General features: G+C 60.9%; 12 protein-coding genes. 3 read left to right on the top strand and 9 right to left on the bottom strand.

Annotated features, from left to right (window positions below; all coding sequences use genetic code 11):
- Positions 1-60: 60 nt before the first annotated feature.
- The 3 genes from GTW23_RS07870 to GTW23_RS07860 form a co-directional block, all read right to left on the bottom strand.
- The gene (locus tag GTW23_RS07870) at positions 61-3,252 is read right to left on the bottom strand and encodes an SPOR domain-containing protein (RefSeq protein WP_252915309.1); all 3,192 of its coding nucleotides are present in this window, start codon (positions 3,250-3,252) and stop codon (positions 61-63) included.
- Positions 3,253-3,312: 60 nt separating this feature from the next.
- Entirely contained in the window at positions 3,313-5,073 is a 1,761-nt protein-coding gene (gene argS, locus GTW23_RS07865) for an arginine--tRNA ligase (RefSeq protein WP_252915308.1), read from the bottom strand.
- A gap of 63 nt (positions 5,074-5,136) precedes the next feature.
- Positions 5,137-6,342, bottom strand: coding sequence for a deoxyguanosinetriphosphate triphosphohydrolase (locus tag GTW23_RS07860; RefSeq protein WP_252915307.1), 1,206 nt, complete (start codon positions 6,340-6,342; stop codon positions 5,137-5,139).
- 140 nt (positions 6,343-6,482) lie between these two features.
- Between GTW23_RS07860 and erpA the strand changes: the two genes are divergently transcribed.
- From erpA to GTW23_RS07845, 3 genes are all read left to right on the top strand, one after another.
- Positions 6,483-6,818: an iron-sulfur cluster insertion protein ErpA gene (gene erpA, locus GTW23_RS07855; protein ID WP_152008601.1), complete on the top strand. Its 336-nt coding sequence runs from the start codon at positions 6,483-6,485 to the stop codon at positions 6,816-6,818.
- Positions 6,819-6,870: 52 nt separating this feature from the next.
- Positions 6,871-7,653: an exodeoxyribonuclease III gene (gene xth, locus GTW23_RS07850; RefSeq protein WP_152008600.1), complete on the top strand. Its 783-nt coding sequence runs from the start codon at positions 6,871-6,873 to the stop codon at positions 7,651-7,653.
- 108 nt (positions 7,654-7,761) lie between these two features.
- Entirely contained in the window at positions 7,762-8,013 is a 252-nt protein-coding gene (locus GTW23_RS07845; protein ID WP_152008599.1) for a hypothetical protein, read from the top strand.
- Positions 8,014-8,112: 99 nt separating this feature from the next.
- On the opposite strand, the gene GTW23_RS07840 is transcribed toward GTW23_RS07845, so the two are convergent.
- The 6 genes from GTW23_RS07840 to GTW23_RS07815 all read right to left on the bottom strand — a co-directional run bounded on the left by GTW23_RS07840 (position 8,113) and on the right by GTW23_RS07815 (position 17,231).
- On the bottom strand, positions 8,113-8,910 hold the full coding sequence (locus GTW23_RS07840; protein ID WP_152008598.1) for a tetratricopeptide repeat protein: 798 nt from the start codon (positions 8,908-8,910) through the stop codon (positions 8,113-8,115).
- A complete protein-coding gene (gene ilvD, locus GTW23_RS07835) occupies positions 8,897-10,621 on the bottom strand; it encodes a dihydroxy-acid dehydratase (protein ID WP_152008597.1) in 1,725 nt (574 codons plus the stop codon). Before ilvD ends, GTW23_RS07840 begins: the two co-directional genes overlap by 14 nt.
- 360 nt (positions 10,622-10,981) lie before the next feature.
- A complete protein-coding gene (locus tag GTW23_RS07830) occupies positions 10,982-13,795 on the bottom strand; it encodes a valine--tRNA ligase (protein ID WP_252915306.1) in 2,814 nt (937 codons plus the stop codon).
- A 251-nt stretch (positions 13,796-14,046) separates the two neighbouring features.
- Positions 14,047-14,838, bottom strand: coding sequence for a PopZ family protein (locus GTW23_RS07825; RefSeq protein ID WP_252915305.1), 792 nt, complete (start codon positions 14,836-14,838; stop codon positions 14,047-14,049).
- A 182-nt stretch (positions 14,839-15,020) separates the two neighbouring features.
- Entirely contained in the window at positions 15,021-16,373 is a 1,353-nt protein-coding gene (locus GTW23_RS07820) for a TolC family outer membrane protein (RefSeq protein ID WP_252915304.1), read from the bottom strand.
- 183 nt (positions 16,374-16,556) lie between these two features.
- On the bottom strand, positions 16,557-17,231 hold the full coding sequence (locus GTW23_RS07815) for a protein-L-isoaspartate O-methyltransferase family protein (protein ID WP_252915303.1): 675 nt from the start codon (positions 17,229-17,231) through the stop codon (positions 16,557-16,559).
- Between the last annotated feature and the right edge of the window lie 112 nt (positions 17,232-17,343).

Below are 17,343 nucleotides of genomic sequence, written 5' to 3'. Positions count from 1 at the left end.
GGAAAGGCCGCGCTGCCATAAGCTGCGCGGCCTCCTGTTGGATCACGGTCCCTCTGAAAATCAGCGCGAGACGAAACAGCTTCCACCGGCCGCCTTGTAGCGGCTACACAAGGCATTGGCCTGATCACGTGTGCCTGCAGGCACACGCACCCGGTGAAACACTCCCTTGCCGGGAATGTCCGCACGCTGGATATCCACGCCGCGCCCGCCCAGGACGGAGCTGTAACGATTGGACAGGGTCTGCCAAGAGGCCTGCGCGCCCTCCGCTGTCGGCTGAGATGCAATCTGCACGTAATATCCGCCAGGGTTGGCTGCAGGTGCCACGGCCTGGGGTGCGGCAGCAACTTCGACCGGAGCAGGCGTGACAGCCGCAGGCGCGACCGGAGCAGCGGTTGCCGTCGGCGCTGTGGTGGTTGCGGGTGCGGCACCAACCCGGCCAGCCTGGCTGACGGTGCCAACCACATTGACCGGCTGGTCTGCGGGACGGCCCTGCGGAACCGGAGCATTGGCAACGGGCCGGATCGGCTGGGTCGTGACAACCCGTACCGGCGCCAGCGTGCCTTCAGCCGCCGGTGTCTCGGTTGCGGCGGCCTGCTCCTGCGATCCGGCTTGCGTCTGTGTCGAAGCGGCTGTCTCCGCAGCCTCGCCATCAGCCACCGGTCCGGCCGCAGCAGCATCCTGCGACGAGGCCGCAGCAAGAGCCTGTGGAGCGGCTTCGGAAGTCTGCGGCGCGACTGTTTCAGGCTCGGAAACCTCGCGCGCGACAATGGAACCATCGGGCTTGACGATCATGGTGCGCACCTTGCGCGGTGAAACAACCGGCGCCGGCGCACCGCCTGCAGCGGTCTCCTCGCCATTGGTTTCGGCCGACAGGCGTTCTTCGGACTTGACGGAGAAATCTGTCCTCCCTTCCAGCGGAAGGATTTCAGGATCAAGTGTCCGCTGAACGACATCGACCGGTTCTTCGGCCGAATTCACCAGCGCCGGCTGCCCGGTCGAGGATTCGGATCCGCCGGCGACGCGGTCATAGACAGCCTTGTCCTGGTTGGGCACGGTCACGCCACCGGGATTTTCGGGCAGCACCTTCACCGGCTCCTTGTCGGCGCGGATGATCCGGGGGCCTCCGTCGGCCGTTGTCGAGTCACCGCCGGACAGCATGCTCCAGCCAAACCCGCCAATGCCCGCGACCACGGCCAGCGCCAGCACCGCGATGACCACCATCGGGCCGCGTGAGCGGTTGTCGGCCTCAGCCGGATCATTCTCCGAGGCGTCGGAAAAATCGCCGGTATCCGACAGCCTGTCGCCAATCAGATCCGCGGTTGCTGCGGCAGCGAAATTCGTCCGCTCCGCACCACTGCCAAGCTCGCGTTCGAGCGCGATGTAATCATCTGAAACCTCGTAGCCGCGCGGAGTTGCCGTATCCCGGCTCCATCCTTCGGCTGCGGCAAAGACCGCACCGCCGCCGTCAACCGGAAGACTGTCCGCGCTCGGCTCATTGCGATCGATGATATCGGCAAACTCACGCTCTATCTCGATATCATAATCCGGATCCACCGTTTGCGGCTCCTGATGCTCAAGTTCCGGCACATCGATATCGGGAACAATCTCAACCGCTTCATCCGGTTCGGAAATCAGATCCGCATCGAAATAGTAATCCGAAGATGGCGATCTTCCGGAAGCTTCATTGGCGGTCTCGTCCGCGGCATCGAACCCGGCAAGCCAGTCGCCCTGCCCGGCGGGATTGCCACCCGCATCACCGGTATTCGCAGGCACCGCAGCCGTTGCGGCTTGCGAGGTGGGCGGCTCTTCATCGGGCAGCAGGCCCTGAAACGCCTCGGTCAACTCGTCCCGCTGCGGCGGTTGATCGTCCGTGGGATACGAGGAAAGCCAATCGTCATTTTCAACACCAGCAACGGCTTCGATCTCAGGCTCGATTTCCACCGGCTCCGCCCAGTCGTCGTCGCCGTCGAAGCTGTCAGCCAGGATCTTTTCCAGATCAAACTCCAGATCATCGCCCGCATCCGGTCTCGCAGCGACGGGATCGGCACTGCGCTCGGGCAGGCCGAACATGTCGCCAAGCTCTTCGTCGAGCTCTTCTGCGGCGCCTTCCTCGATGCTTTCGATCGACCAATCATCGGGAGTCTCGCCCGCGGCCGCTGATCGGCCGCTGAACTCGACATCATCGTTGATTGCAGCCAGCAATTCCTCTGCTGCATCATCGAAAACCGTGACATCATCATCAAGCGTGCTGTCATTCAACGCTTCCAGAGCGTTTCCGACATCGAAGGGATCATCAGCGTCTGAAGACTGCGGCGTGGCGTCCGGTACCGGGGTCTGTTGCCCAGTATCGGAAACGCCGCCAACTTCGCCCATCGAGTATTCCTGCTCGAAGACATCGAGTTCTGTCGACAAATACTCTTCGAAGTCCAGAGCCGCTTCCCGGCTCGTAGTGTCGGACCCCGCACCACTGCCCGAACCACTGTCAGCAACGTTCTGCGTCGACACCGTGCCTTGCGGATCCCGCGGATCCTTCGAAGACAACTCGAACCGGGCCATGTCGGCAAGAACCTGATCATCGATCGCATCTGCCGGATATGCCGGCTGGACAATGTCCTCGGCTTCCACGGCAGCTTCGGTCAAATATTGGGGAGTGTCTTCTTCGTAAACGGGCTGCTCGTCGGGCGCAGCTGGCTGTTCTGCTGGCAACTCCTCTGGTTCCGAAGAGACAAACCAATGATCGTCTTCGCCAGCCAACAGGTCAGCCGCGGCACTTTCTTCTGGTTCGGAGGGAAACTCGTTCTCTATCGCCTTGAGCAGGGATTCGGAGGATTGCCCCTCTACGGGCGTGCGGTCCGCACTACTGGCGTCCTGGATTTCATCGCCCTGGAAATCGTCAGGCAGATAAGCGAAGGCATCGTCCGCACCTTCAGCATCATCAGGCCCGGCTTCCGGTTCGATTTCAGGTTCCGGATCCGGCTGAGGCTCGAAAGGCGCTTCGGCGAGAATGACATCAAGGGCTTCATCGGCCTCTATCCGGTCCAGCTCGTCGATGGACGGAGCAAGCGGCACATCGAGCTCGCGCATCAGCTCAGCTTCCAGATCGAATTCACTCGATTGGGAAGCCCCGTCGGTCGTCGCCGTATCGCCGGATGGCCGTTCGTAACCGATGATCCTGGCAAGCTCTGCCAAAGGATCATCGATTTCGGCATCCGGATTCGGGGACCGGGCGTTGTTATCGAATTGATCAGCCATGCATCACTCACATACTCTCGCACACTCTACTGCCAGAGCAATGTGGGGAAAAGGTGTCGTTCAGCGCATTTCTTCGGGTGCGTCGGTTCCTGTAATGGCGAGACCTGACTTCAACACCGACGCTACTGCGTACACCAGACCCAACCTGGCAATTGTCGATTGTCTGTTTTTATCGTTAACAAACCGCAAACCCGGCTCATCCCGGCCCTTGTTCCAGTGCCCGTGCAGCAGACTTGCCAGTTCATAGAGGTAGAAAGCGACCCTGTGTGGCTCCTGGCCGGAAGCGGCAGCCTCAATCATCCGCGGATACTCGCCGAGCTTGGCGATCAGCGCCAGCTCGCTCTCGTGGGCGAGATCGGACATATCGGCCGAAGCCAGCGTTTCTGGCGCCAGATCGAGGTCCGGAAAGGTCTCAAGCGCCTGCCGCATCACCGAGGCACAGCGGGCGTGGGCATATTGAACATAGAAGACCGGGTTGTCCTTGGACTGTTCGGTCACCTTGGCAAAGTCGAAATCGAGCGATTCCGAGCTCTTGCGGTAGAGCATCATGAAACGCACCGAATCCACGCCGACTTCATCCACGACATCGCGCAGCGTGACGAAATCGCCCGAGCGCTTTGACATCCGGACGGGTTCGCCGTTGCGATAGATCTTCACAAGCTGGCACAGCAGCACGGTGAGCTTCGCATCCCCGGCGGACACGGCCCTGGCAACGGCTTCAAGCCGCTTGATGTATCCACCATGATCGGCGCCGAGCACATAGATCATCTCGGTGAAGCCGCGCTCGAACTTGTCGCGGAAATAGGCAACGTCAGCTGCGAAATAGGTATAACTGCCGTCTGACTTGATCAGCGGCCGGTCAATGTCGTCGCCGACCTCGGTGGAGCGGAACAGGGTCTGCTCGCGATCTTCCCAGTCCTCGGGCGACTGGCCCTTGGGCGGCGGCAGCTTGCCCTTGTAGACATGGCCCTTGAAGGTCAGGTCGTTGATGGCGTTGCGGATGGCGCGTTCGCTGTCGGCATGCAGGCTGCGCTCGGAAAAGAACACGTCGTGCTCGACATTGAGCGCCTTGAGGTCAGAGCGGATCATGTCCATCATCGCATCGATGGTCCTGTCCTTGATCAGGGCAATGCGCTCGGCTTCCGGCATCGCCCTGAGCGACGTGCCGAATTCATCGGCGAGGCTCTGCCCGACCGGGACAAGGTAATCGCCGGGATAAAGCCCTGCCGGGATCTCGCCGATCTCCTCGCCAAGTGCCTCGCGGTATCGCAGATAGACCGACTTCGCCAGCACATCGATCTGCGACCCGGCGTCGTTGATGTAGTATTCCTTGGTCACCTGGTAGCCGGCAAACCCCATCAGGTTCGCCAGCGCATCGCCGACAACCGCACCGCGGCAATGGCCGACATGCATCGGCCCGGTCGGATTTGCCGAAACATACTCAACATTGACCTTGCGGTCCGCACCCAGGGTGGAACGCCCGTAATCCGTTCCCTCCCGGATTATCGTTGCGGCCAGCCGGCGCCAGAAGGCAGCAGTCAGCCTGAAATTGAGAAATCCGGGGCCCGCGACGGCCGTTTCGGCAACGTCGGCATCATCGGCAAATTGTGCCGCGATCATGTCGGCCAGTGCGCGCGGGTTCATGCCCAGCGGCTTGGCAAGGACCATGGCCGCATTGGTCGAGATGTCGCCATGTGCGGGATCGCGGGGCGGCTCGACAGCCAATCGCTCGAAGCTGACTTCGCCGCCCTTTTCCTGCACTGCATCAAGCGCTTGCACAGCCTGCTTGATTCTGTTTTCGAAGTCCTTGAACACGTTCATTGTAAAAGTCCGGATATGGCGGGATGCGGGGCGAGACTGCTGCTCGCTCGAGGTGAGCGCTGCCTATCGCAAATCCGGCGTATGGTCAAACAAACGCCGGTGCGCCGCAATGGCGTAAGTGTCCGTCATCCCCGCAAGATAGTCGCGCACCTTTCGCGCACGCTTGTGGACCGGCAAATCCTCGATTCCCGCATGCCGGTGCTTCTCTCCCATCGCCGAAGGATTGGCCATGAAGGCTGAGAACAGATCACGCACGATCAGGGTGGCCGATGCCCTCACCCGCATCACATCCGGATGACGGTAGAGATGGCGATAGAGGAAGGCCTTGATGTGTCGGTCGGCCTCAACGAACTCTTCGGAGAAATGCGCCATCGTCCGTCCCGCATGACGCACATCGTCAGCCGATTGCGGCTTGATCTCTTGAATGTGAGCCTGGGTCACCCCGATCACGTCTTCAACCATACGGGTGATCTGCCGCCGCATCACCTCGTGAATCAGACGAGGTTCCTCAAGACCGGGATATCGATCCCGCACCTCGGCCAGCAAACGCGAAATCAGCGGCAGTTCTTCAAGCATCTCGAGCGTGATCAGCCCAGACCGCAGCCCGTCGTCAATATCATGGGTGTTGTAGGCGATATCGTCGGCAATCGCCGCGACCTGGCTCTCCAGGCTGGAATGGGTAGACAGCCAAAGATCATGGGATGAATTGTAGTGCGCAATCGGCTCGGGCACAGGCTTGCCGCCCTCGACAATCAAAGGGCCGTTATGCTTGACCAGCCCTTCGAGCGTTTCCCAGGTCAGGTTCAACCCGTCGAAATCGGCGTAGCGCTGCTCCAGCTTGGTGACGATACGCAGCGACTGAGCATTGTGATCGAACCCGCCGGCATCCGCCATCAGCTCATCCAGCGCTTCTTCGCCGGTATGGCCAAACGGCGTATGGCCGAAATCATGCACCAGGGCCACGCCTTCGGCCAGATCCTCGTCCAGCTTCAGAGCCCTGGCCAGCGCCCGGGCAATCTGCGCCACTTCGATGGTGTGCGTCAGTCGGGTGCGGTAGTGGTCGCCCTCATGGGCAACGAAGACCTGGGTCTTGTGCTTGAGCCGCCGGAACGCCGTGGTGTGTATGATCCGGTCCCGGTCGCGCTGGAATTCGGACCGGGTCGGACTGACCGGTTCGGCGACCAGCCGGCCGCGGCTCGACCACGGATCAACCGCCCATGGCGCACGCCCACCGGTCCCGAAGCCCAGTTGCTTGATGTCGATTTCCATGCCTATCCCGTCAACAGGCGCCAAACACATGCCCGACTCGCTCCGTCCAAGCATTGACGCCGGGCCAGCGCCTTCATACCTATAGAACAAGTGATTTGAAACATGTCTCTTCCGGACCTTGACCCCGGCAAGGAGGTACCATGACTGAAACAGCCAATGTCACCCTTTCGGATTCAGCCGCCCGCAGGATCCGCGAGATCGTTTCCGCCGAAGCCGGCAAGTCCGCTCTTCGCGTGTCAGTGGAAGGCGGCGGATGCTCCGGATTTTCCTACAAGTTCGATCTCGCCGATCAGCCAGCGGACGATGACATCGTTCTGGAAAAGGACGACGCCAGGGTGCTCATCGACCAGGTGTCGCTTGTCTACATGGCCGGATCGGAGATTGATTTCGTCGACAATCTGATGGGACAGGCGTTCCAGATCAGGAACCCCAACGCCGTCGCCTCCTGCGGCTGCGGCACCAGCTTTTCCATTTGAGCAGCCGTTCAATTCCGCAGTCGGGCGGATCATCTGCTGAAGGACACATGCCTTGAAAATCGTCACCTGGAACATCAATGGCGTCAAGGCGCGTATCGACAATCTGCAGACCTGGCTGAAGGAAAGCGATCCCGACATTGCCTGCCTGCAGGAAATCAAGTCAGTGGATGAAGGCTTTCCCCGGCTGGAACTTGAAGCGCTCGGCTATCACGTTGAAACGCATGGACAAAAGGGCTTCAACGGCGTAGCGATCCTGTCCAAGAAAAGCCCCGATGAAGTCAATCGCGGTCTTCCCGGCGATGACAGCGACGAGCAGGCCCGGTTCATCGAGGCGGTGTTCTCGACCGATGGCGGCGTGCTGCGTGTGGTGTCACTGTATCTTCCCAACGGCAACCCAGTCGACACCGAGAAGTTTCCCTACAAGCTGTCCTGGATGAAGCGTCTGCAGGCGTTCGCCGAAGACCGGCTGGCGCTTGAGGAGCCACTGGTTCTTGCCGGCGACTACAATGTCATTCCCGAGCCCGTCGATTGCCACGACCCCAAGGCTTGGGAGGGGGACGCACTGTTTCGTCCCGAATCCCGCAATGCCTTCAGGCAGCTTGAGAATCTCGGCTTTACCGACGCCTTGCGGGCGGTCAATGACGAAGCGGAAACCTATACGTTCTGGGATTATCAGGCCGGCGCCTGGCCCAAGAACAACGGCATCCGCATCGATCACCTGATGCTCTCGCCCGAGGCGGCCAACCTGCTGAAATCGGCAACAGTGGAAAAACACGTTCGCGGCTGGGAGAAACCTTCGGATCACGTCCCCGTGGCGATCCTGCTGGCAGCCTGATCACCAGCAACGCGCGCTCACCTTGATCCCGGCCCGGCAAGTCTTGCCAAATTTCCGGAACGAGCGCATCATCGAGCTATGAAACAAGCTCTGACACAGCGGATTGCCTTGAGCATCGGTTTTGTGGCCGTTACCTTTTTTACCGCGCCTTCGGCATTTGCCGGCCAGGACTGCGAGTGTGTCGGCAACGGCAAGCGCATCAAGGAAGGCGGCGTGATCTGCCTGCAGATCGGCTCGTCGCAACGCTATCTGGCGCGCTGCGAACGCAACCTCAACAACACCAGCTGGAAGAAGATTTCGGACGGCTGCCCGGTGTCGGAAACGTCACCGTCGCAGATGTCTCCGTGGCAGGCTGGATAGGTTGCCCTGAAAAAAGGCTGACACGTCAACCACCGGCCATAGACACGGTGATCATCGTGAACTGGCACTTAACCGAATGAGCAGCGGTTTGCGGCTGTCCTAGTTCAGGCCCTTCGCCAGCATATCCTGTGCAAGCGCGATCGCGGTACGGCGGTCGGCTTCGCCGGCAAGCGAGAAGGCTCGCTCTTGCATCGACTGGATCCAGGCCTTGTCGGAGGCCGGCGAGCGCTCGAGCGCTGCGGTCATGAACGCCAGGCCGCGCACGGTCTGGCCCTCCTCAAACACCACATTGCCGAGAACCGCGGCGGCTGCCGGATGGCCGCTGACCCGGGCGCGGTTCAGCCATTTCTTGGCCTGCTGGATGTCGTTGGCGCCACCCTGCCCTTCAAGGATCATGCGTCCAAGCCGGTACTGCGCTTCCGGCACGCCAAAAGCGGAAGCAGCCTGGAAATAGAGCTGCCGGGCGGCACCGAGATTGGCCTTGACCGGGCTGCCGGGAATACCTTTCTGGTAATAGGTCGCCAGCGACAGCAGCGCATTGACGAAGTAACCGGTGTCCTGCGATCCCGGTTCCACACCCTGGCGGGCGATATCGTCATAGATCTTGAAAGCCTCGTAGTCGTTTTCGACCACGCCATCGCCATAGGCGTACATGTTCGCAAGCGCCCACCGCGCTCCCGGATGGCCCTTTTCAGCCGCATACCGGTAGGCCTCAACCGCCTCATCCTTGCGGCCGCTCTTGTAAGCTGAAAAGCCAAACTTGAAGAGATCGAACGGTCCCGATTCGCGCGTCACCCCTGCATTCGGATCAAGCGCAAACGCCTGTCCGCCAAAGCCGAGGGCAGCGGCAACAACAACACCAAAAAGACCCGTCCGGGTGCGGCTAGATGTCTGCATAGCAGTGTTTTTCTTTCGCTCCGCCCGGATGGGTGACAGCACCGTAACGCGCCGATCCCACTGTCTGGGCGTATTTCCAAAGCGCGCCTGATGCGTAATCAGTCTCCCGCGCCATCCATTTTTCCCTGCGCGCAGCCAGTTCCTCGTCGGAAAGTTGCACATTCAATGTACCGGCAACCGCATCGATCTCGATGATGTCGCCATCTTGAAGCAGGCCGATCGGCCCGCCTTCGGCGGCTTCCGGGCCGACATGGCCGATGCAGAAACCGCGGGTCGCGCCGGAGAACCGGCCGTCGGTGATCAGAGCTACCTTGTCGCCCATTCCCTGGCCGTAGAGCGCCGCGGTGGTCGACAGCATCTCGCGCATGCCCGGGCCACCCTTGGGGCCCTCATAGCGGATCACCAGAACCTCGCCTTCCTTGTAATTCCGATTTGTGACAGCATTGAAGCAATCTTCCTCGGAATCGAAACACCGTGCCGGACCGGTAAATGCCAGCTTCGACATCCCGGCGACCTTCACGATCGCGCCGTCTTCGGCCAAGTTACCCTTCAGGCCCACAACTCCACCGGTCTTGGTGATCGGCTTGTTGGCCGGATGCACCACGTCCTGATCGTCATTCCAGCGCACATGCTCCATGTTCTCGGCAAGCGTCCGGCCGGTCACGGTCATGCAGTCACCGTGAAGATAGCCATGCTCCAGCATGGTCTTCATCAGCACCGGAATGCCGCCGGCTTCGAACATGTCCTTGGCAACATATTTGCCGCCGGGCTTCAGATTGGCGATGTAGGGCGTGCGCTCGAAGATCCTCGCAACGTCGAAAAGATCGAACTCGATGCCGCATTCATGGGCAAGCGCCGGCAGGTGCAGCGCCGCATTGGTCGACCCCCCGGTGGCCGATACGACGGCCGCGGCATTCTCGAGCGATTTGCGCGTGACGATATCGCGCGGCCGGATCTGCTTGGCGATCAGCTCCATCACCTTCTCGCCTGCCGCGTAGCAGAACTTGTCGCGCATGTCGTAGGCTGCCGGAGCGCCGCAGGAATAAGGCAGAGCCAGTCCGATCGCCTCGGCCACGGTCGCCATGGTGTTGGCGGTAAACTGGGCGCCGCAGGAGCCTGCAGAGGGACAGGCTGCCTGCTCGATCTCAAGCAGGTCCTCGTCCGAAATGTCGCCAACCGAATGCTGGCCGACGGCTTCGAACACGTCTTGGATCGTAATCTGGCGGCCCCGGTAGCTGCCCGGAAGGATCGATCCGCCATACAGGAAGATCGAGGGAACATTGAGCCGGACCATCGACATCATCATGCCCGGCAGCGACTTGTCGCAGCCTGCAAGACCCACAATCGCATCATAGCAGTGGCCGCGCATGGTGAGCTCCACCGAATCGGCAATCAGGTCACGGCTTGCCAGCGACGCCTTCATGCCCTGGTGACCCATGGCGATGCCATCGGTCACGGTGATGGTGCAGAATTCACGTGGTGTGCCCTTGCCGGCGGCAACACCCTTCTTGACGATCTGCGCCTGCCGCATCAGCGAGATATTGCAGGGCGCCGCCTCGTTCCAGCAGGACGCCACGCCGACCAGTGGCTGTGCGATCTCCTCGCTTGACAGTCCCATTGCATAAAGGAACGAGCGATGCGGGGCGCGCTCCGGCCCAACCGTCGTATAACGGCTCGGAAGGCGGGACTTGTCAAACTTCGTGGTGCTCATCATATCCTCAGACGCGTCATGCCGGCAGGGGCGAGCCGCGGGGCTGAAACGGTACCCTGCCCTGCGCCCCGTTTGTGGCGGGAAATGGGCATCTCATACCCCTGCATTTTCATAGCAGAAGCTTTCATGAAATGTGTTGCGGAATCGTCACATTGCGTGATCTCGCGCATCCAAGTGACAAAAAATCGAAAGCTCGAACAGCTACGCCGAGCCGGGCAGAGCCATCGATGCGCCGCCACCAGGCGAAAAGCATCTCAATGACAAGCGAGGCAGGAACATCACGCGCGATGTTCCTGCCTCGCAATAGACAAGGCGGCCCGTTTCCGGACCGCCTTCACTTCTGGACGTTCTGCCTTGCTGTCAGCCCGCCTGGCCAAGTCGCTCGATGGCCGCCGCGAGCTTCTCGTTCTGACCGGTGAGATCGACGAGCTTTTCACGCTCAGCTTCCACCACTTCCGGCTTGGCATTGGCCACGAACTTCTCGTTGGCAAGCTTGCGCTCGATCTTCTCGATGTCATCACGAACCTTGGCGAGCGCCTTTTCAAGCCGCGCCTTTTCCGCATCAAGATCGATAAGATCACCGAGCGGAAGGCAGGCGGTTGCCTCCCCCACCACGATCTGGGCCGAGCCAGACGGCACCGCGGCTTGCAAAATGATGTCGGTCACCCGCGCCAGCCGCTTGATGGCGGGATCATGACGCAACAGCCTTGCTTCCGTGGCCTGGTTGGCGCCGACCATCACCAGCGCCGCTTTGGCCGATGGCGGAACATTCATTTCCGCGCGCACCGATCGCAAACCGGAAACCAGATCGATCAGCCAGTTGATTTCCGAGGCCGCATCCTCATCCGAAAACACCGGCTGCGGCCAGGATGCATGGCAGGCAAGACCGGCGCTCTCACCGGCCAGATGCTCCCAGAGTTCCTCGGTCATGAACGGCATGAACGGATGCAACAGCTTGACGGCTTCCGCCAGCACGTGGGCCGCACAGGCGCGGGCCTCGACCTTGGACGCCTCGTCCTCGCCGTTGAACACCGGCTTGAGCAGTTCCAGGTACCAGTCGCACAGCTGGTTCCAGACAAACCGGTAGAGAGCGCTCGAGGCTTCGTTGAACTTGTAGGCCTCGATCGCGGTTTTCACCTCGTTTGCGGTCCGGGTCAGTTCCGTCAGAATCCAGCGGTTGATCGTCAGCTTCGCGGCAGAGGGATCGAAGGCCGGGTCCAGCACGGCGCCGTTCATGTCGGCAAAACGGGCGGCGTTCCAAAGCTTGGTGCCAAAGTTGCGGTAACCGGCGATCCGAGCAGGATCAAGTTTCACATCGCGGCCCTGTGCCGCCATGATCGCCAGCGTGAAGCGCAAGGCATCTGCGCCATACTCGTCGATCAGGTCCAGCGGATCGATGACATTGCCCTTCGACTTGGACATCTTGGCGCCATCCTTGTCGCGGACCAGCGCATGGACATAGACCGTGTGAAACGGCTCTTCATCCATGAAGTGAAGTCCCATCATCATCATCCGGGCAACCCAGAAGAAGATGATGTCGAAGCCCGTCACCAGAACGTCGGTCTGATAGTAGCGGGCAAGTTCTGGCGTCTTGTCGGGCCAACCCAAGGTCGAGAACGGCCACAGGGCGGAGGAAAACCAGGTATCGAGCACGTCCTCGTCCCGGGTCAGGATCTCTCCCGGCTTGAAGTTCTCAAGCTTTTCCTCGACCCAGGCCTTCCAGGGGCCCTCATGGGCGATGTAGTGCTGGATCGCGGCTTCGAGCGCGGTTTCCTCATCCTTCTCGACAAACACCTGGCCATCGGGTCCATACCAGGCCGGGATCTGGTGCCCCCACCACAATTGCCGGGAAATGCACCATGGCTGGATGTTCTCCATCCACTCGAAATAGGTCTTTTCCCAGTTCTTCGGAACGAAGTTGGTCCGCCCCTCACGCACGCTTTCAATGGCGGGCTTGGCCATTTCGGCAGCGTTGACATACCATTGATCGGTCAGGAACGGCTCGATCGGCACCCCGCCACGGTCGCCATGCGGCACCATGTGGGTGTGCGGCTCGATATGGTCGAGACAGCCGATCTCCTCCATCTTGGAGACGATTTCCTTGCGCGCGGCAAAACGGTCCATGCCGTCAAGCTCCTCGATCACCTCGATGAGCTTGCCCTCGACCTTGAGGCCTTCGAGAAAATCCTCATTGTCCTTGAGCGTCACGCTGCCATCGGCGGTCAGGATGTTGATCGCCTTGAGGTGATGCCGCTTGCCGACCTCGAAATCGTTGAAGTCGTGCGCCGGCGTGATCTTCACCGCGCCGGACCCGGCCGTTTCATCAGCATAGTCGTCGCCGACGATCGGTATGCGCCGTCCAACCAGCGGCAGAACCACCTGCTTGCCGATCAGGTCCTTGTAGCGCACGTCCTCCGGATTGACCGCCACAGCCGTGTCGCCCAGCATGGTTTCGGGCCGGGTCGTGGCGACGATGATATAGTCACGGGTCTCGTAGGTATGGGTTCCGCTTTCCTCGTCGTGGGAAACAGGATGCTCATAGGTCATGCCGTCGGCCAGCGGGTAACGGAAATGCCAGAGATTACCCTTGACCTCGACCTGCTCCACCTCGAGATCGGAAATCGCCGTCAGCAATTTGGGATCCCAGTTGACCAGACGCTTGTCCTTGTAGATCAGCCCTTCCTTGTAGAGGCTGACAAAGACTTCCAGCACGGCCCGCGAAAGCCCCTCATCCATGGTGAAGCGCTCGCGCGACCAGTCACACGATGCGCCAAGCCGCTTGAGCTGGTTGAAGATCATGCCGCCGGACTGGTCTTTCCACTCCCAGATCTTGTCAACGAACGCTTCCCGGCCAATTTCGCGGCGATGGATCTGCTGCTCCGCAAGCTGCCGCTCGACAACCATCTGGGTTGCGATCCCCGCGTGGTCCATCCCGGGCTGCCAGAGAACATTCTCACCCAGCATGCGGTGATAGCGCACAAGGATATCCTGCAGCGTGTTGTTGAGCGCGTGCCCCATGTGCAGAGAGCCGGTGACGTTCGGCGGCGGGATCACGACACAGAATGAATCCTGCTCTGGCTGCGCCCCCGCGCCGGCAGCGAATGCATTCGCCTCCGCCCAACGTGTCGCAATTTTCGGCTCAATAGCCGCGGCGTCATAGGTTTTTTCGAGCATGATCGGGGAACCGTTCGCATCTGTGGGAATAGGACTGTGATAAAGCGGAACCGATTGGCAGTGTCAACACGAGCGGTACTGCCGATGGCGTCATGCAGCAGGCACAAAACCCGCTGCAAAGGACCATCAGGCTCCGCCAGTCAAACTGCGAAGCATCGGACCGCCCCGGGTCGGCGGGGCACGCCCAATGCGTAAAAGGAGGTCTCAGCTCGTAGTCTTGGGCTCACATTTTTTCGTATGAGCACATCGCCTCAGCGGCGATTGCCGCGCGATACCCGCTCGATTTCTTCCCTTACAAGCCGCTCGACCAAGGTCGGCAGATTGTCATCGAGCCACTGCGTCAGCATCGGCCGCAGCATTTCTTCGGCAATCTCGTCAAAGGAGCGTTGCTGGCCGGCAGCAATCGCTGCATCAAGTTCGTTGAACGCCGCCGCAACCTTCTCGCCGGTTTGCAGCGAAACCAGCTGCCCCCCGCCCTGAGGCTCCTCAGCCCTCGCTGAAGCCCCGGACGCCGTTTCGGGTGAGACGGCAACCGCTTCTTTCGTTTCGGGGTGTTCGACTTCTTCCGCCTCGTTTGAAACCGGATTTGGTTCTTCGGCCACAGGCTGAACCGGCGCTTCCAACGGCTCCTCGGACACCAGTGCTTCGCGCAATTCCTCTGCCGCCGCATCCACTACCTCGGGCGCGGGGTCCGCGGCATAGTCTTCTGCGCCCTGATCATGGATTGGTGCCTGATCGGTCTCGGGCATCGTGCGCGCCCGCGCGGCCACTTCGGCCAGCGAAACCGGCTGCGCGCCAGCCGCATCATTCGCCGCTGAACGCTGGCTCTCCACACCGCCAACCGCGGCGCTCGCCTCGGAGGTGTCTGCTTCTGCGTCGTGGGAAACTTCATCGGCGTCGTGCCGGCCGGCCGGGTCGCCGTCGGCGAGACCAAGACCGAGTGGATTGCCATCGGCACCAGGCTCGTTGTTCTCAATGATCCTGCGGATGGAAGCCAGGATTTCTTCCATCGTCGGTTCGCGCTGTGCGCCGGCCTGTCCCATGAATACGCTCCGTTACTCTCGTCGCCAGGCTCATGCCAACCGGCGAATCACCAGCCCAGTCTACGGCATTGATCTGGATTTGAGAATCGCACCGGCCGCCGCTTGCATGTTCATGCACAGGAATTCATGGCGGCCATCGGCTGCAGCAGTGCGCGGCAGCAGCGTGGCTCAAGCGTGGCGGCTCAGCGGCCGTCGACGGTCCGAAGACCGTACCAGCGGTCCTTGGTCGCTTCGTAATGGACTTCAGGCCGGTAGTTGGCAACCTGAAGGCCAAGCTGGTCGATCGTCAGCTTGCCCGTCGAAGCAAGCACGGAGAAGCTTGCAACGATTGCATTTCGTTCCGACTGGGAAATCGCTTCCTTGGCATTGAGCACAGTCTGCTGGGCATTGAGCACGTCAAGCGTCGTGCGCTGTCCGACCCGGCGCTCCTCTACCACGCCGTTCAGGGCAAGATTGGCGGCCGAAAGCTGCGCCCTGTTGGCTTCGATGGTCGCCCGCGCCGCTTCCATCTGCGTCCAGGAGGACACCACAGACTGCTCGATCGACCGACGGGCCGAATCCACCAGAATGCGCTGCTGGCCAAGCTGCTCCTTGGCCTGGCGCACCTGCGCCGAGGCAGCGCCACCCTGGTAGAGCGGCACGGTCAATTTGGCCTGGATCTGGCTGGTGCTCACGCCGCCATCGGCTTCCGCAACCGATCCGGACACCGTCACACCTGGAAGGAACGCGCCCTCCTCGGACTTGACCTTGTACCCGGCTGCATCAACACCAAAGAGAGCGGCAAGCACTGCCGGATGCTCGCGGGTACCCTGCGCCACCGCTGTATCGAGCGATGCAGGCAGCAACTTGCCCGGCAACGGCACCGGCTTGAGGTTCTTCGGCATCGAGCCGACAATCTGGGCATAAACAGCGGCGCTGGACTTGGCCTGTGCCACCGCCGCCGTCAGGCTGGCCTTGGCGCCGGCGAGCTGGGCTTCGGCCAGGCTCACGTCCGTACGCGTGCTCTCTCCAACGTCGAAACGGGCCCGCGCCGCCGAAAACTGCTCCTGAAGGAACGCAATGTTCTGCTTGCGGTAGACGACGATCTGGTTGTCGCGGTTGACGTTGGCATAGGCCTGTACGGTTGCAAGCAGGATATCGATTTCGGTACCGCGAAGGTTCTCGCGACCGGCAAACACCGCAGCTTCGGCCGCCCGCACATTGTTGCGGGTCTGGAATCCGTCAAAAAGGGTTTGCGTGATCGAGACCCCGATGCTGGCCGATTTGGCGACGCGCCCCTCGGTGTTGACAACTGCCGTGGTCGCTTCCGCACCGATGAACGGCCGGTAGCCCGATTTCGCCAGCGCCACCCCCTCGTCGGTTGCGCGCAAGCCGGCACGTGCAGCATTGAGATCGGGATTGTTCTCGTAGGCCTTTGCCATGGCCTGGTAGATTGTCTCTGCGAAAACCGGCTGCGGAGCCAGGGTGACCATGGAAACGACGGCAACACAGGCCAGTGAATTCTTGAGAAATGACACGAGTACATACTCCAGCATGCGCGAAAGCGGTGATCCCGAAGCTGCGCAGGACACCATCATGATGTTCCATCAATATATGATGGCTGGCGCCGCAGGACGCAATCGCGCAGAGTGAATAATCGTTCACTAATCCCCATCAAGTTGCCATCGCGCAACAGCGCGACGATTGGCAGCACCCTTCAAACCCCTTGAGGCAGGAGGCTAGAAGACGAATTCTTCGGCCTTGCGGAAACCTGGCAACGGTTTGACGGAGACGTTGAAAGCTGCCCTGCCCGACACGGCGCCACCCTCCTTGACGAAGAGTCTGGCCTGGGCGGAAAGTCCGACACCGACCGCGGCAACAAGGCGGCCGCCCTCGCGCAACTGGTCGAACAGGGCTGCAGGAACCGTTTCCACCGCGCCGTTGATGAAGATCACATCATAGGGTGCTTCGGCTGCGTAGCCCTTCTCGAGATCGCCGGTCACCACCGCGACATTGTCGTAGCCGCCGTCACTCAGCCTCTCGCTTGCCGCATCTGCAAGTTCCGAATCGCTTTCGACCGCAACCACGGATCCTGCCAGCAGCGACAGAATGGCCGCGGTGTAACCCGAGCCGCACCCGATCTCGAGGACAACCTGGTCACGGTTGATCTGCGCCAGCTGAAGCATCTTTGCCAGCGGCGACGGCTCCATGACATAACGGGCAACGCCGTCGTCTCCGCCTACAGCAATCCGGATATCGTCGTCGATGTAAGCCAGCGGCTTGAGCGGCGTTGGGACAAAGTCCTCACGCGCAACCGTCAGGAAAGCCTTCAAAACGGAATGCGATGTCACATCCGTCGTGCGGATCTGGTTGTCCACCATTTTCTGGCGCGCGTCTTGATAGTCGGTGCCCATCCGGTCTCTCCGATGCATCTGGTCTTGCGCTTCATTAAAGCGCCGCACCGCGAGATTCAAGCTGATCCGGACTGCCGCCCGTCGAATTCAGGGTTTTCAACCGGAGAGGCTC

It is taken from the genome of Parahoeflea alexandrii (assembly GCF_024105735.1).
Classification (GTDB): Bacteria; Pseudomonadota; Alphaproteobacteria; order Rhizobiales; family Rhizobiaceae; genus Hoeflea; species Hoeflea alexandrii.
Note: the sequence above shows the minus strand (reverse complement) of the source record. Positions and strands in the feature narration are given on the sequence as shown.

Coding starts and splice junctions, on each gene's coding strand:
- GTW23_RS07870 (WP_252915309.1), bottom strand. CDS start 3,252: ATGGCTGATCAATTCGATAACAACGCCCGGTCCCCGAATCCGGATGCC.
- argS (WP_252915308.1), bottom strand. CDS start 5,073: ATGAACGTGTTCAAGGACTTCGAAAACAGAATCAAGCAGGCTGTGCAA.
- GTW23_RS07860 (WP_252915307.1), bottom strand. CDS start 6,342: ATGGAAATCGACATCAAGCAACTGGGCTTCGGGACCGGTGGGCGTGCG.
- erpA (WP_152008601.1), top strand. CDS start 6,483: ATGACTGAAACAGCCAATGTCACCCTTTCGGATTCAGCCGCCCGCAGG.
- GTW23_RS07840 (WP_152008598.1), bottom strand. CDS start 8,910: ATGCAGACATCTAGCCGCACCCGGACGGGTCTTTTTGGTGTTGTTGTT.
- ilvD (WP_152008597.1), bottom strand. CDS start 10,621: ATGAGCACCACGAAGTTTGACAAGTCCCGCCTTCCGAGCCGTTATACG.
- GTW23_RS07830 (WP_252915306.1), bottom strand. CDS start 13,795: ATGCTCGAAAAAACCTATGACGCCGCGGCTATTGAGCCGAAAATTGCG.
- GTW23_RS07825 (WP_252915305.1), bottom strand. CDS start 14,838: ATGGGACAGGCCGGCGCACAGCGCGAACCGACGATGGAAGAAATCCTG.
- GTW23_RS07820 (WP_252915304.1), bottom strand. CDS start 16,373: ATGCTGGAGTATGTACTCGTGTCATTTCTCAAGAATTCACTGGCCTGT.
- GTW23_RS07815 (WP_252915303.1), bottom strand. CDS start 17,231: ATGGGCACCGACTATCAAGACGCGCGCCAGAAAATGGTGGACAACCAG.